This window comes from Haloarchaeobius amylolyticus (genome assembly GCF_042678045.1).
Classification (GTDB): Archaea; Halobacteriota; Halobacteria; order Halobacteriales; family Natrialbaceae; genus Natrinema; species Natrinema amylolyticus_A.
In genome coordinates, this window is the sequence record NZ_JBHUDI010000005.1 from 43,254 (window position 1) to 57,275 (window position 14,022).

Genomic DNA, 14,022 nt, shown 5'->3' on the forward strand with positions numbered 1-14,022 from the left:
CGGAGGGAGTGACATGACCGCGGACGACCTCGTCTCACTCCGGCGAGACTTCCATCGAAAACCCGAACCCGCCTGGCGCGAATTCTACACGACTGCACGGATCGTCGACGAACTCGAGTCGCGACTCGGTGACGACCTCGCTGAGCTCTACGTTGGACCTGAAGCGATCGCTGGCGACCACCGGCTGGCTGTCCCCGACGATGCGGAACTGACCCACTGGTACGAACAGGCCCGGGAAACGGATGTCGACAACGCCACGCTTGAGCGACTCGAGGGCGGCTACACGGGTTCCGTCGCCGTCATCGAGCGTGGCGAGGGGCCGACCGTCGGATTGCGCGTCGATATCGACGGGCTTCCGCGACCGGAGTCCGACGATCCCGCTCACGTGCCCGCCGCGAAGGACTTTCGCTCCGAACACGAGGGCGCGATGCACGCCTGCGGGCACGACGCCCACGCGACGATCGGGATCGGCGTGCTCGAGCGGATTGCAGAGAGCGATTTCACGGGCACTCTGAAGGTCTTCTTCCAGCCCGCCGAGGAGGTCGTCGGCGGCGGCAAGTCGATGGCCGAAAGCGAGCACATTCGGGACGTCGACTACCTGCTCGCGACCCACATCGGGCTCGACCATCCGACCGGCGAGATCGTCGCGGGGATCGACGGCTTTCTCGCGGTGAGCCATCTCGAGGCCGAGTTCACCGGCGAATCGGCCCACGCCGGCGGCCATCCCGAACAGGGGCGCAACGCCGTCCAGGCGATGGCGACGGCCGTCCAGAACCTCTACGGCATCCCGCGGCACAACGACGGCACGACGCGGGTCAACGCGGGCGTCGTCGAGGGGGGCAGCGCCGCCAACGTCATTCCTGACGAGGCCCGGATCGTCGCCGAAGTGCGCGGCGAAACGACCGAGTTGATGGAGTACATGAAACACCGGGCCGAACAGGTGCTCCGGAGCGCCGCCGAGATGCACGACTGCGAGGTCTCGATCGAGATCGGCGCGGAGGCTCCCAGCGCGACGAGCGACGACGATCTCGTTTCGATCATCGCCGACGTGGCCGGCGAGACGGTGGGCGTCGAGCGCGTCCTCGAGCGCGACGAACTCGGCGGCAGCGAGGACGCGACCTATCTGATGCGGGCGGTCCAGGAACGCGGCGGCAGCGCCTGTTACGTCGGCGTCGGCACCGACCATCCCGGCGGCCATCACACGGCGACGTTCGACGTCGACGAAGCGAGCATCGGCCACGGGGTCGACGTGCTGGCCGGGACGGTCGAGCGGCTGGGCCAGCGGACGGACTAATATAGAAAATCCGAACAGTAATCATCGTCGAACCGAACCACGTGACACGATGGTCGGTCGATCAGCAGACTGCGACGAGTCCGCCGACGTGGACTGGCGGGACCATCATCGACTGCTCGAGGTGGACCAGTCGTGGGGATAACCCGCGTGCGGGCTGCCCTCTGGGGACGCATGGCGGTCTCGGTGGTGTTGCTTGCGCTCGCGATGGGACTCCTCGTCGCCGTCGAGGTCGTGTTGATCGGTCTCGCGTCGGGGCTGGCGATGAGCATTCCCTATGGCGTTTTCACGATCACACTCAGGAGCACGTCGCTCGCCGTCGTTCCCACCGCAGTCGCCTACGGTGTGCTGGCAGTCGCGGCAGGCTGTGCCGTTCGCGTGGTACGGAGAGAACCCACTCCCACGGAGACGGCGGTCGAAGTCGTCGCAGTAACGTACCTACTGGTGATTCTGTCGTCGCTGGTCGCGACCGGCTACCTGCTCGTCTCGGTCCTGGGAGGGTCGGTCAGCGCGGCGATACTCGTCTGTGGGATTCTCGTCGCTGCCGTTTTCGTCGGCTGGCTCCTCTATGCGGCGGTCGACTGGTCGAACGCGGATGAGGCGGAGCGTTCCGGATATTCGGCGGATGTGACCGCGGACACGGGAGCCGACGAACCCGTCGGGATCCGGACCGAACTGCGCCGAGTGTTCGAGGGGATCGGCGAGTTGACGGATCGACCGGTGCACGGCTATCTCGCCGTCACACTCGTAGGAATCGTCGTCCTCGGTCTCGTCTTCGTTGTCGCGACGCTCGTTCCGATCGTCTATCACCTCCCGGGACTGGCGGCGGCCGGCAGCCTCTGTATCGTTGGGCTGCACGTCGGCACCACGATCCAGGACGAATGCACCGGCGAGAGCGCAGTGCTTCGCGACCTCGAGCACGGCGAGCGACTCGAGCCCCGAGCGGGGGCGGCCGACCGCGATCTGACGATGCTTCGAGCAACGGTCAGCCGGCTTGCGGCCCAGGCCGACGTTCCCCCGCCCACGGTTCGCATCGGCTCGAGTGCCACCCCGAGGGCCATCACAGTCGGCTATCGACCCGCGACATCGACGGTCGTGGTCTCCCGGGGACTCCTCGAGACCCTCGACGACCGCGAACTCGAGGCGGTGCTCGCACACGAACTCGCACACATCGTGAACCGGGATGCGGCCGTCATGACGTTTCTCGCCCTCCCCGCGGCAAGCGCGACCGCGACGGTCGCTCGCCACGTTGCGAACCCGGTCCTCGCGATTCCCGCGGCCGTCACGTACGCGGTGAGCCGGTGGTGTGTCGCCTTCGTTTCGAGCTTTCGGGAGTACGTCGCCGACGATGGTGCCGTCGCGATCACTGGTGATCCGGCCGCCCTCGCGAGTGCCCTCGAGACGCTCGACGCCGACCTCGAACGGCGACCCGCGACGGATCTGCGCGACCACCGTTCCACAATGGCGTTCTCGATCGTCCCGCCGCCGTGGGAGGAGCACCGCTTTTTCGACCGGGCCCGGCGAGTCGTCGCTCGAGGAATCTTCGGGACACACCCAGACACCGAAACGCGGATCGATCGGCTCAGAACTGCCGTCAAAGAGCGCACCTGAGCGGTTTGACTCTGTGATCCCCTCGCGTTGACAGGTCACAATCGACTGCCGATCAGGCGTCCATCACGACCTCGAGATCGAACGGCGCGTCGGCGGGGGCCGATTTGGGTTCGAGGTAGCCGACCGCGAAGGCAGTGTAGACGCTGCCGGTCTCGGGTGCGATGTCGAAGGTCGCGACCACGTCGCCGTCGTTGGTCTCAGTCGCTGGTCGGACCTCGAGCGTGTAGTCGCCACCGGGGACTTCGGTCGTCGCCGCGTCGCCGAAGGCCGCGCCCTCGAACAGCACCGTCTCGCCGTCGCCGACCGTGACGTCGACCGCAGGGGCGTCCGGCGAGGCGTGCACGAGACGGACACGTGCGTTGTCACCCGGATCGCTGACGTCGTCCTCGAGAAGGGTCGGTGCAAAGGGCTGGTTCGTCTCGCTCAGTTCGCCAAGCGCCGCGATGGTGTACTCGCCCTCGGGGATCTCGAGGTCGTCCTCAAAGGCGACCGTGTCGGGATCGCCCGCGGCCGTGATCGTCACCGTGTAGGTGTCCGGCGCGAGCTCGAGATAGTCGCTGACGGCCCGGTAGGGAACGTCCTCGAGGACCGTGTCGCCGTCGACGTAGACGTCGACGTTCGGTGCGTCCGGTGAGAGGTGGGCGACGCGGACGTTCGCCATGGTTTCGTCGGTTGCGCCGTCGTCACTCGTTTCGTTTTCTGCGCCGCCATCGCTCATCTCGTCGCTGTCTCCACTCCCGCCCATACAGCCAGCGAGGGCGATCCCGCCCACAGTTCCGATCAGTGACAGTGCGCGTCGGCGCGTGTGGCTTTGTGCCATACAATCCGGTACTTGACGCATCGGAAAAGCGAAATTCCCTAACCGAGTAGGGGTATTTCCACAGGAATTTATAACTCACTGATCAGTACTGACGAGTTACTCGAACGTGGTCGTCTCGAGCGAGCGGTGGCCGGGAGGACGGCTCGAGCAACGCGAGAGCCGTCCGAACCGGGGGAGGGCAGGCGGTTACCCAGACCCAGATACTGACCGCGAGCGAACCCGACGAGCGAGCGAGCGGCCTTTTTTCGTCGAGATTTTTTGCCCGGGTTCGAGCGCGGCCAATGGCCGCGCGAGGACCCGGACAAAAAAGGTCGTTCTTAGTATTTGGGTTCCGCCCCGGTCGTCTCGTAGACCTGTTCCATGAGGTCGTCACGGCGTTGCTGCCAGTGCTCGAGGGCGGCGGGGTGGTGGGGATACCCCTCGTAGAGTTCGAGCAGGTCGTCGGCCCGGCGTTTGGTCTGGAAGAGCGTCCAGATCGTCCCCCAGTGGCCGCGGCTGTTGAGCAGACTCTCCGCGGCGAGTTTCGGGCCGATACTCGTACTACCCGAATACAGCGCCTCCGCGAGTTTCTCGCCGGGCATCGCGGCGAGCAGGCCCATCAGGTCGTCGACGTCGACGGCCGTCGAGAGGATGTTGTAGACGTCCAGAGCGGCATACCGTGCGCCGAAGTGGTCCATGACGCGCTCGTTGTACTCCCAGAGGGCCTTCTCGCTGACGTCGCCGGTCTCGAGCGCCTCAATCGCGGTTTCGCCGGCGTACTTGCCGCCGTAGGCGGCCCCGGCGATGCCGCCGCCGGTGGTGGGGTTGACGTGGCCGGCGGCGTCGCCGATGGCCATGTAGCCCGGATGCACTGCGGAATCGTAGGGTCGCCGGGTGGGGAGGGCTGCGCCGAGTTTGTCCTCGACTTCGGCATTCCGGAACTCGGGGCGGGTCTCGAGGTCGCGTTTGAGGTCGTCGACGAGTTTCATCGGCTCTTCGGTCATCTGGAAGCCCAGGCCGGCGTTGATCTCCGTCTCCGTGCGCGGGAAGTACCAGAGATAGCCCGCGGCGCGTTCGGTCGGCTTGAAGACGAGCGCGTCGTCCCACTCGACCGGTTCGTCGACGTGGACGATCTCGCGGTAGGCAGAACAGAAGTGCGTGTAGTTGACGTTCGTATCGAACGCGGAGGTCGAAAAGTCGACGTGATCCTGGAGGACGGACAGTGAGCCTGCGGCGTCGATGACGATGTCAGCCTCGTACGTGATGGGTTCGCCCGTGCGGATCGCCTCGACGCCGGTAACGCGGCCGTCGTCGGCCTGGATGACGTTTTTGACGACGGTGTCGTAGTGGAACTCGACACCGACCTCGTCGGCCCCGTCGATGATCCGCCGGCCGTACTCCCAGCGGTCGATGACCGCCAGTTCGCCGGGGATCGGGATCTCGAGAACGGTATCCTCCTGGGGGATCTCGAAGCGGCCGTGGTCGACGCCCGTGTTGGTGAACGCGGGCTCGAGTTTCGACTTCGGGATCGCCTCGGGGAAACTGTCGGCACCCTTCAGCGCGTCGCCGCAGGCGATGTGGCCCGCTTCGGATTCGGATTTTCGCTCGAGGACGACGACGTCGTACCCCTCCTGCGCGATGGTCGCTGCGGCGTAGCACCCTGCCGTTCCGGCACCGACGACGACCACGTCCGGCGACTGCGTCTTCGGCGTCGTGGCGGCCGACTGCTCCTGCGTACTCATACCAACACTGTGGAGGCCGCGGTAAGAAAACGTTTTATCAAGCGGCTGGCTGCGGTTTCTGCTCGATCCGGTGGCGATCAGAACAGGCCGGTTCGATCTCCTGCAATGAAATAAAGAGTTTTAGTGAGGTCCGCCGTACCGGACCGTATGACTGAGTATACGGTCGAGTTCGTCGGGACGGGTGAGACGATCACCTGCACCGACAAGGAGACGATCCTCAGCCGATGTCTCGAGGAGGGGATCGCCCAGGAGTACTCCTGCCGGGTGGGGATGTGTCTGGCGTGTTCTGCCGAAATCGTCGAAGGGGAGGTCACTCAGCCCGCGGCCCGTGGCCTGACAGAGGAAGAGGCCGAACGCTACGCGCTGACCTGCATGGCACGGCCGCAGTCGGACCTGAAACTCGATCGCGGCAAGTATCCGCCGAGTATCGAGGGCGAACTCGAGGCCAGCGGCGGACGCGACGGCGCAGTCGCCGACGACTGAGTCGGTCTGCACTGTTTACCGGCGCACCCGCGATCCGTCCTGCGGGTGTGCCAGAAATGACTGATAGGAGTCCGATGAGTCGGACTGTTGTTACTGGGTCCCAGTGCTGACTGACAGCAATACGTATCGGAACGTGGGAACTGGGCGACGGAATAGCTCAGAGAGACACCTGGACTCGAATCGCCGACGCGGCGTACTCGAGACGCGTTATTCGACGAAGTCGATGTCGTCACCGCCTGCGGGTTCGGGCTGGACGGCAGCCTCGCCGTCCGGCCGGCCGTAGATCTGTGGCGACTCGACGCCCGTGACGACGATCATCGTCCGCATACTGCCCTCGAGGCTCTCGTCGATCGAGGTCCCCCAGATGATGCGTGCGTCGGGATCGATCCGGTCGTAGATCTCCTCGACGACGCCTTCGGCTTCCTCGATGGCCATGTCGTTGCCGCCGGTGACGTTGACGAGTGCGGAACTCGCACCGGAGATGTCGACGTCAAGGAGCGGCGAGCGCAGCGCGGTCTTGACCGAGTCCTCGGCTTTGGCTTCGGAGTCGGATTCACCGAGCCCGATCATAGCGACGCCGCCGCGTTCCATGACGGTGCGAACGTCGGCGAAGTCCAGGTTGACGAGGCCGGGTTTCGTGATCAGTTCCGTGATGCCCTTGACGCTGCGCATCAGGACCTCGTCGCTGACTTTGAACGCCTGTCGGACGGGGAGTTTGCCCACCGAATCGAGCAGGCGGTCGTTGGGGACGACGATGACGGTGTCGGAGACGTCACGCAGGCGCTCGAGGCCGGCCTCCGCGTTCGTTCGTCGAACCTCGCCCTCGGCGGTAAAAGGTGTCGTGACGATCGAGATCGTCAGCGCGCCGGCCTCGCGGGCGGCCTTGGCGACGACTGGGGCGGAGCCGGTGCCGGTCCCGCCGCCGAGGCCGGCCGTGACGAAGACCATGTCGGAGCCGTCGATGGCGTCGTAGATATCCTGCTGGCTCTCGAGGGCGGCCTCCTCGCCGACCTGGGGAAGCGAGCCGGCCCCGCGGCCGCCGGTCTTCTCCTCGCCCATCAGGATTTTCGTGTCGGCGTCGATCTCGACTAAGTGCTGGACGTCGGTGTTGGCGGCGACGAGTTTTGCACCGTGGATGCCCTCCTCGTGCATGCGGTTGATCGTGTTCCCGCCGGCGCCACCACAGCCGACGACCGTGATGTCGGTCTGGAGATCCTGGAGAACGTCCTCCAGTTCGTCGTCGGTCATCGTCCCGGTCTGTCGGCCGTCCGATGACCCGCCACCGGACGCCTGCCCGTCCTGGGGCGCGTCGTCGGGGACCGTGGCCGCCCCGTCCTCGGCCTCGTCGATTGCGTCGTCGATGAGAGAGTCCATTCTTGCCCCTGTCTAAAAGATGGAGCATAATTACCTTTCCCCTACACGTCAGCCGCCTGTCTGACGTGGTAGTACTCTCTTACGGTTACTAGTACGTGAACGCCGAATCCACCGTCAGTGAGCGAGTAATAACGTATTACTGTCGGCCGTCGATTTAGTCAGATTCGAAACCAACGCGTTCGCTCGGTGCGAACTCTCTCGGGACTGATCGTTTCCCCGTCGACAGTCACGGGCTCGCCGTCGGCGAGCGCACCGAACTTCGGCCCTTCGGGAACGCCGGCTTCGCGTGCCAGCTCCGGATCGAAGGCCGTCTCCTCGGCGACGACGGCGTCGTCCTCGAGCCACACGGCGTCGTATTTCTCCGCGAGGACGTCGGCCAGCCCGTCGATAATAGCGTCTCTGGGCCCGCTCGAGTCCTCGCCGTCTTCGCTTGCAGCGTCGCCAACGGGGATCGCTACCCGCGAACCGACGCGGCTCCCGCCGTTTTCGGTGGCGAAGGCGACCGTGTTCGCTGCGACGAGTTCACGGACGCGATCGGGATCGATCCCCTGGGCGGCGCTGACGAGGTCGGCCGGCAGGTCGACGACGGTGATCGACTCGGCGGACCGGTCACCGAAGCGGATCCCGTCGTCGACGGCCCCCAGTTCGGCCTCGACCGCGTCGACGAGTGTGAGCGACCGGTCGTCGACCTCGCGGAGCCACGTCTCGCTCACGACTCGGTAGTCCAGCTCCTCGAGCGTCTCCTCGAGCACCGGCCAGTCGCCATCGAGCAGCGCGATCTCGGCGTCGCTGGCGTCGAACGCGCGCTCGAGGGCGTCCCGGTGAGCCGTGGGGTGGCCCATCGCCTCGAGCGCCCAGTCGGCGGCGACGTGGCCGACCGCCCACGACGTCTCGCGGACGACCCGTCCGAACCGGGGAGCGTAGTGGTTGCCGCCGAAGCCGACGATTTGGCGTCTCGGAATCGTCTCGCGATTCCGACGGCTCGCGAGAGCTTCGCTCTCGAGTCGTTCTCGGTGGGGCTCGACGTCCCGAAGTGCAAGGATAGCGCGGGCGACGGCGTCGGCACCGGCGGGGTCGTCCCACTGTTCGTCGTCGCTGCCCAGTTCCGCAAAGAGCGACGGACAGCCCACCTCGGAGGGGCCGTGGTGGGTACACTCCATGCCCACGTCGTACTCGGCGGGTGCGTACTCCTCGAAGGCCGCGAGCAACTCGGCTAAGGCGTTCGGCGCGGCGTCTGCCAGCGCGTCGGGCTCGCCGCCGAATTCGGCCGGGCCGAAGTTGCCCGTGAAGTGGCCGGTCAGCAGCGGGCCGGTATCCCCCGAGTGTCGCGAGGCGAAGACGAGCAGATCGGGATCGCAGTCGAAGGCGTCGGCGGGCCGCTCGAGGTCGATGTGCAACGTGTCGAACGACCGCAGGACGGCTCCGTCGGTCTGGTAGTAGGTGCCGCCGCCGTCGGCTGCCGGCCGGCTGTCGTCGGTTCGCTGGGTCCAGTCGGCGCGCTCGCGGAGTCGATCACAGATGTGCTCCGAAGCGCGGTCGGCGTGGCTTTCGACGATCGCGAGCGTGGTCATACCCGTGCTCGTGGTTTGCGGGCGTTAACGTCGCCGGTTTTCGACCGGCGGCGATAGCCACCCGTGGTTTTTCGTGCTAGCACATCCCATTTCTAATCTGTAGACACACCGACAATGTCCGAGGAGCCACCGACCGAGCCGAACCACGCTCTCGTGTCCGGGAATCCAGGGTCCGATTTCGACCTCGAGCTCGGCGAGTTGAGCGCGCTCACCAGCGACTGTGCCATCGCGCTGTTCGATGCCGACGGCTGCGTCTCCGTGTGGAACGCGGGTGCGCGCCGGCTGACGGGCTACGACGCGGAGACGATCGTCGGCAACCACTATCGGACCATCTTTCCGGCGGACGCTCGCGACGACGGCCGCCCGGACCGACTGCTCGAGCACGCACGAGCCGAGGGAACGGTCGAAGCCGACGGGTGGCGACTCGGCGGCGACGACAGCCGGTTGTGGGTCCGTGAAACCGTCGCGACGATCCATGCGGATGGCGCGGTCGGCGTTCCCGTCGACGCCACGGCCGACCTGACGGGGTACGTCTGGGTCGTCCGCGACCGCACCGACGATCACGAGCGCGCACAACGGCTCCGTTCGGAAACGGCCTTTACGGAGAGCATTCTCGAGGCACAGCCGGACATCCTCTATGCCTTCGACACCGAGGGGTCGCTGATCGAGTGGAACGAGCAGTTCGAGCGTGTGTCGGGCTACGACGCAGCCGAACTCGAGGGCGTCGACCCGCTCACGTTCATCGCCCCCGAGGACCGCGACCACATCGCCGAGGCGATCGACCGCATTCTCGAGGAGGGCGCACGCGTTACCGCCGAAGGCCGAGTGCTCACCAAAGATGGACGGCGGATCCCCTACGAGTTCAACAGCGCCCGGATCGTCGATGACGGCGACGTGCTCGGCTTTACCGGCGTCGGCCGCGACATCAGCGACCGCAGGGCTCGCGAACGCGAACTCGAGCGCCTCGAGCGCCTCAACGCGGTGATTCGGACGATCGACGAGACGATAGTCACGGCCGATTCCCGCGAGGAGATCGAGACCGTGATCGTCGAGAAGTTCGCGGCCGCCGACGCCTACCGGTTCGGCGTCATCGGCCGGGCCAGTGGCGTTGCAACGGGCGAGGGATATTCGTGGGAGCCGACCTCCTGGGCCGGCATCGACGCGACCGGTGCAGAGAAGTGTGCGTCGTTCGTCGACCCACCGGCCGACGCCGACGGTGAGCCGGCGCTCGAGACGCAGACCGTCCAGCGGTATCGGGACCTTCGCGACCATCCCCACGACGAGTGGCGTCGCCACGCTCGCGAGCACGACCACGGCGCGGTCGCCGTCGTCCCCATCACCGCGAGCGAGCAACCGCTCGGAGCGCTCGTGATCGGCACGGACGAGCCGTCGGCCTTTCCCGATCGGGAGCGGGAGGTGCTCCGGGAGTTCGGTGGCACGATCGGCCACGCGATCAACACGATGGCGGTCCGCCGGCTGCTCTATCAGGATACTGTCGTCGAACTCGAGTTCGAGTCGACCGATCGGGGCGACGCCTGCATTCGGCTCTCAGACTACCTCGACTGTGAGCTCTCGGTCGATCACGTCTTGCCGCTGACCGGCCAGGTGTTCGTCTATTACGTGACCGTGTCCAACGCCGACCCGAGCCGCGTTCGTGAGGCCGTTCGCGACGACGAGGCGATTACGGATCACCGACTTATCGACGCCGACGACGACGAGAGCTACTGGGAGTGTGTTGTTCACAACGCGACGATCGCCGAGGCCGTCGCGGGCTACGGCGCGCGGCTGCAGTCGAAAACCGTTCGTGATGGCGTCGCGGAGCTGACGATTCATCTTAGCTCCGACGTGGCGTTATCCGAGTTCGTCGACACGATTCTGGCGGCCTATCCCGACAGCAAGCTCCGCTCGAAACGGACCGTCGAGCGGCCCGTCGAAACACACGGTGACTTCCGGCGCACCGTCGAGTCGCTGCTGACCGACAAACAGCGCACTGCGCTCGAGGCGGCCTACCACGGCGGCTACTTCGAGTGGCCGACCCGGGACAGCGACGCGGGCGAGATCGCCGATCGGCTGGGGATCGCTCGCCAGACGTTCCACCAGCATCTGAGAGTCGCACAGGCGAAGCTGCTCTCGGCATATTTCGGCGAGGCCGAGTAACGGATGGCCGATCGGACGCGTGTCGATACCAGAGCACGCAGGTAGACCCTTTTCCCCCGTTCACTTGCTTTATCCTGCAATGAGTTCACTCCCGTCCACCGAACTGACAACCGCGTTGGACGTTCTCGCCGAACCGCGCAGGCGGTATCTGCTCGCAGCACTGCTCGAGCACGAGCAGTCGGCCGCGACGGACGCCCCGTCGGAACGGCTATCGATCGAGGCACTGACGAGGGCAGTTGCGAGGGTAGAACAGGACACCGCGGACGTCACCGGCGAGCTGGTGGATCAGGTTCACGTCACGCTCGTCCACGCCCACGTCCCGCGGCTGGCCGACGCCGGGCTGGTGACCACCGACGCCGACGGCGACGCCACGACCGTCGCGCCGACCGAGCACCCGATTCTCGAGGCCGAGTGGGTCCGATCGGTCCTCGCCGACCCGACCGGCGACGCGTTTCCCGCCGACGAGAGGACGCTGAACCGAACGCTCGAGGCGCTTCGCAACCCGCGCCGTCGAACCGTCTGTAAGGCCCTCGCGAGACGGCGCGGGGCCGTCTCCGTCGCCGATCTCGCCGCGACTGTCGCCGCGCAATCGGCCGACGACGGGACGCGGGTGATCGATGCCACGGAATCGGCGAGTGTCGCCGTCGAGGCGTCGCTCGTTCACCAGCATCTCCCGGCGCTGTCGGCGGCGGGCCTCGTGGAATACGACGCGGAGGCAAGAGAGGCCGCGCTTGCGACTGACGCCCCACAGTGGCAGGCCGACTGGCTGACCGACGGCCCGCTCGCAGCGGTTGCCGTGCTCGTGCGACGCCGTTCCGATCGGGACGGAGCGGCCGACGGAACTCGCGTTTCGGATCGACCGACGGCCGATGCAACGCCGGCGGACGAACAGACCGCAAGCGAGACACCACTGGAGACCGCGACCGCATCGACCGCGGGATCGTCGGCGACGAACGACGACCGCCTTCTCTGGACGCTGGCACGACCGCCTGCCGGTCGATCGTCGTCGCGATCGGTGCCGACTGCCTCGACGAACTCGTCGGTCACGGAGCGAGAAGAGCGATAAAGCCGACGTAGCCACCGACGAGAATCACGCCGTCGATCCGGGTGAACTGTTGTCGATAGATCAGTAGCCCGACCAGCAGGAGGGTAAAGGCGACCAGAAACGGGAGTTCGAACCGCAGCGTCGTCGGAGCGACCTCGATCGGGGTGATCAGGGCCACGACTCCCAGTACCGCGAGGATATTGTAGATGTTCGATCCGACGACGTTTCCGACGGCGAAGGAGGCGTGGCCACGGATCGCACCCACGACAGAGGCTGCAAGTTCCGGTAGCGACGTTCCGAGTGCGAGCACCGTCAGCCCGATAACGAGATCCGAGACGCCGAGCGTCGACAGCAGTCCCGTCCCGCCGGCGACGAGCCACCGCGACCCGATCACGAGCGCGACCAGCCCACCGACGACGAGGGCGACGTCCCGTTCCGACACCCCTGACGCCGCGTCCGCGTCGGGCTCGTCGACCATCGGGGCGGACTCCGCGTTGGCGTAGTGCAGAATGCCCGCGGTAAACCCTGCGAGCACGAGCAGCAACAGCGCACCCTCGAGGCGGCCAAGCTGTCCGTTCGCGCCGAGTGCGACCAGCAAGACCGTCGCGAGCACCATGACGGGGACGTGCCGGCGGACCACCCGGTCGCTGATCTGCAACGGCTTGATGAGCGTGGCGACGCCGAGCACCAGTCCGATGTTCGCGATGTTCGAGCCGACGATCGTGCCGAGTCCGATGTCGCTCGAGACACGCAAGGCACCGATCGCCGAGACGAACAGTTCGGGCGCGGTCGTCGCGAACGCGATCACCGTCACACCGACGGTCGCGGCCCGGAGTCCGATCCCGAGTGCCAGTCGTCCCGCACCCGCGACCAGCAACTCGGCACCGCCATAGAGTGCGACGATCCCGCCCGCGAGCAAGAGAAGATCGAGCGGGGTTCCGGAGAGCATGAGGGCGGCTACTCGTGATGGGGGTAAAAGCCACGCGAAACGGGCCGTGCGAGGCATACGGTCTGCTGTCCCGCTGTCCCGGCGCACTCGCAGGACGGGTCGCAGGTGCGCCGACACTGACGGTAAGCCAGACCGATTATAGTCCCGCCACTCCCACTGACAAATCGAGAGATGGCTATGGACGTATACGGTCTCCTCGGCAATCCGGTCGGCCACTCGCTGTCGCCGCCGATGCACGAGGCCGCCTACGACGAACTCGGACTCGAAGCGCGCTACGTGACCTTCGAGCCCGACGAAGACGATATCGAAGCCGCGATCGACGGCGCCGACGCGCTGGGGATCGCCGGGTTGAACGTGACGATCCCCTTCAAACAGGACGCCCTCGAGATCGTCGCGCCCGAGGATCTCGCGGCCCGGATCGGCGCGGTCAACACGATCGACTTCTCTGGCTCGGGACCCCCGACGGGGTACAACACCGACGCCGTCGGCGCGTTGCGCGCGCTGCGCGACCACGACGTCACGGTCGACGGTGCGCGGGCGGTCGTCGTCGGTGCCGGCGGTGCCGGCCGGGCGGTCGCGTTCGGGCTCGCCGACGCCGGTGCACGCGTTGCGATCGCCAACCGGACCGAGTCGAAAGCACACGACCTTGCCGACGAGGTGCCGCGTGCGACCGGCCACGGACTCGGGGACCTCGAACGACTGCTCGCCGACGCCGACGTGCTGGTCAACGCCACCAGCGTCGGCATGGAGTCCGACGCGACGCCGGTCCCGGCCGACGCACTCCATGGAGATCTGGCCGTCCTCGACGCGGTCTATAGCCCGCTCGAGACGCGACTGCTGCGCGATGCAGCTGACGTTGGCGCAACGACCGTCGACGGTGCGTGGATGTTGCTGTATCAGGGCGTCGAAGCGTTCGAGATCTGGACCGGTCGGGACGCACCTGTCGATGTGATGAACGATTCGCTCCGCTCGCGACTGTAAGCGGGCGGCGGACACGACT

11 protein-coding genes are annotated in these 14,022 nt (G+C 66.4%); 6 read left to right on the top strand and 5 right to left on the bottom strand.

Features of this window, described 5'->3' with window-relative positions:
• Positions 1-13: 13 nt before the first annotated feature.
• Positions 14-1,294, top strand: a complete 1,281-nt coding sequence (locus ACFR99_RS09005) for an amidohydrolase (protein ID WP_390286498.1) — start codon at positions 14-16, stop codon at positions 1,292-1,294.
• Positions 1,295-1,426: 132 nt separating this feature from the next.
• Positions 1,427-2,902 carry a M48 family metallopeptidase gene (locus ACFR99_RS09010; protein WP_390286500.1) on the top strand — a complete coding sequence of 492 codons (1,476 nt, stop codon included), beginning with the start codon at positions 1,427-1,429 and terminating at the stop codon, positions 2,900-2,902.
• A gap of 52 nt (positions 2,903-2,954) precedes the next feature.
• Here the strand turns inward: ACFR99_RS09010 and ACFR99_RS09015 are convergent, their stop codons facing one another.
• Together ACFR99_RS09015 and ACFR99_RS09020 are read right to left on the bottom strand one after the other, a co-directional pair.
• Complete coding sequence (locus tag ACFR99_RS09015) at positions 2,955-3,722, bottom strand: DUF4397 domain-containing protein (RefSeq protein WP_390286502.1); 768 nt, start codon at positions 3,720-3,722, stop codon at positions 2,955-2,957.
• Between the two features lie 317 nt (positions 3,723-4,039).
• Complete coding sequence (locus tag ACFR99_RS09020) at positions 4,040-5,443, bottom strand: geranylgeranyl reductase family protein (RefSeq protein ID WP_390286504.1); 1,404 nt, start codon at positions 5,441-5,443, stop codon at positions 4,040-4,042.
• Positions 5,444-5,590: 147 nt separating this feature from the next.
• On the opposite strand from ACFR99_RS09020, the gene ACFR99_RS09025 reads away from it, so the two are divergent.
• Positions 5,591-5,926, top strand: a complete 336-nt coding sequence (locus ACFR99_RS09025) for a 2Fe-2S iron-sulfur cluster-binding protein (RefSeq protein ID WP_390286506.1) — start codon at positions 5,591-5,593, stop codon at positions 5,924-5,926.
• A gap of 207 nt (positions 5,927-6,133) precedes the next feature.
• Here the strand turns inward: ACFR99_RS09025 and ftsZ are convergent, their stop codons facing one another.
• Entirely contained in the window at positions 6,134-7,300 is a 1,167-nt protein-coding gene (gene ftsZ, locus ACFR99_RS09030) for a cell division protein FtsZ (protein ID WP_390286508.1), read from the bottom strand.
• A 158-nt stretch (positions 7,301-7,458) separates the two neighbouring features.
• Positions 7,459-8,871, bottom strand: coding sequence for a D-aminoacyl-tRNA deacylase (locus ACFR99_RS09035; RefSeq protein ID WP_390286510.1), 1,413 nt, complete (start codon positions 8,869-8,871; stop codon positions 7,459-7,461).
• A gap of 114 nt (positions 8,872-8,985) precedes the next feature.
• Between ACFR99_RS09035 and ACFR99_RS09040 the strand changes: the two genes are divergently transcribed.
• On the top strand, positions 8,986-11,028 hold the full coding sequence (locus ACFR99_RS09040; RefSeq protein WP_390286512.1) for a bacterio-opsin activator domain-containing protein: 2,043 nt from the start codon (positions 8,986-8,988) through the stop codon (positions 11,026-11,028).
• A gap of 79 nt (positions 11,029-11,107) precedes the next feature.
• The gene (locus ACFR99_RS09045; protein WP_390286514.1) at positions 11,108-12,094 is read left to right on the top strand and encodes a DUF7344 domain-containing protein; all 987 of its coding nucleotides are present in this window, start codon (positions 11,108-11,110) and stop codon (positions 12,092-12,094) included.
• On the opposite strand, the gene ACFR99_RS09050 is transcribed toward ACFR99_RS09045, so the two are convergent.
• On the bottom strand, positions 12,072-13,022 hold the full coding sequence (locus ACFR99_RS09050) for a calcium/sodium antiporter (protein ID WP_390286516.1): 951 nt from the start codon (positions 13,020-13,022) through the stop codon (positions 12,072-12,074). The two genes, ACFR99_RS09045 and ACFR99_RS09050, sit on opposite strands and share 23 nt — an antisense overlap.
• A 177-nt stretch (positions 13,023-13,199) precedes the next feature.
• Here ACFR99_RS09050 and ACFR99_RS09055 point away from each other — a divergent pair, with 177 nt between their 5' ends.
• The gene (locus ACFR99_RS09055) at positions 13,200-14,003 is read left to right on the top strand and encodes a shikimate dehydrogenase (RefSeq protein WP_390286518.1); all 804 of its coding nucleotides are present in this window, start codon (positions 13,200-13,202) and stop codon (positions 14,001-14,003) included.
• Positions 14,004-14,022: the final 19 nt, after the last annotated feature.